Origin of the sequence: Halobacillus sp. BBL2006 (genome assembly GCF_000786645.1) — a bacterium.
GTDB lineage: Bacteria > Bacillota > Bacilli > Bacillales > Halobacillaceae > Halobacillus.
On sequence record NZ_JRNX01000720.1, the window covers coordinates 1 to 1,223 of the forward strand.

A 1,223-nucleotide genomic window follows, 5' to 3' on the forward strand; every position below is an offset into this window, starting at 1 on the left:
CCGCTTCAGCAATATCGTGAAAAACTTGACGGTTTTTCCTGAACGCATGCAGGAAAACATGGAGAAAACGTACGGTTTGATCTTCTCCCAGCGTGTCCTGTTGACGTTGATTGATGAGGGCATGGTCCGCGAGGAGGCTTACGATTTAGTTCAGCCGAAAGCAATGGAATCCTGGGAACGCGGTGTACCATTCCGTGAGTTGATCGAAGCAGATGACAAGATCACGTCAACATTGTCCCAAGAACAACTAGATGCGTGCTTCGACTACAAGCATCATTTGAAAAACGTCGACCGCATCTTCGACCGCATCGGCTTGTAAGGATTTCCAATATCTGTATGACCTGAGGTGGAAGAAATGACCACCTCAGGTCATACAAAAATTACCAATTTGAGCGAGGTGTTCCACATGAAGGGTTCGTTGTTATATGAAGGAAAGGCGAAGAAAGTCTACCACGTCAATGATCATGAAGATCAGTTGATTTTATCTTATAAAAATGATGCCACCGCATTTAATGGAAAGAAAAAAGATCAGTTTGAGGGCAAAGGACGCCTTAACAACTTGATTACCTCTAAAGTCTTTGAATATTTGAAACAGCACCAAATCGACTCCCACTTTATTAAAGCGTTGAACGATACCGAACAGCTCGTCCAGAAGACGACGATCATCCCATTGGAAGTTGTCGTTCGTAACGTCGCTGCCGGCAGTATTACCCGCAGGCTCGGTATTGAAGAGAAAACACGCTTTACCCCGCCAATCGTCGAATTGTTTTATAAGAAAGACGAACTCAATGACCCGCTCATTAACGATGTCCATGCGTATCACCTGACAGACATTACGGAACAAGAATTGATCAGCATCAAAGAGATGGCTTTATCCGTCAACGACCAACTGATTCAGCTTTTTAAAGAAGCCAATCTGCAGCTCGTCGATTTCAAACTGGAATTTGGGCGTCTGGCAGATGGGACGATTGTTCTTGCAGATGAAGTTTCTCCGGACACGTGCCGCCTTTGGGATATTGAAACCGGCGAAAAAATGGACAAAGATGTGTTCCGCGAAAATATCGGAGACCTGATCTCTACGTACGAAAACATATTACAACGACTGGAGGCAAACACATGCGCAAAGTAAAGATTTACATCACATTAAAAGAGGGCGTTCTCGATCCACAAGGAAAGGCCGTTCAAAACTCTCTCCACTCCCTTGAATATAAAAATGTCAACGA

2 protein-coding genes and 1 pseudogene are annotated in these 1,223 nt (G+C 44.3%); all 3 read left to right on the plus strand.

Annotation, left to right across the window (positions count from 1 at the left end):
- Nucleotides 1–319 (plus strand): annotated as a pseudogene (locus LD39_RS18785) (adenylosuccinate lyase); the annotation flags it as partial.
- Nucleotides 320–406: 87 nt separating this feature from the next.
- Nucleotides 407–1,129 (plus strand): phosphoribosylaminoimidazolesuccinocarboxamide synthase, encoded by a 723-nt coding sequence (purC, locus tag LD39_RS18790; RefSeq protein WP_035551695.1) that lies wholly within the window; start codon nt 407–409, stop codon nt 1,127–1,129.
- Nucleotides 1,117–1,223 (plus strand): phosphoribosylformylglycinamidine synthase subunit PurS (purS, locus tag LD39_RS18795; protein ID WP_035551693.1); only part of this gene is annotated, 107 nt, incomplete at its 3' end. The genes purC and purS, both read left to right, overlap by 13 nt.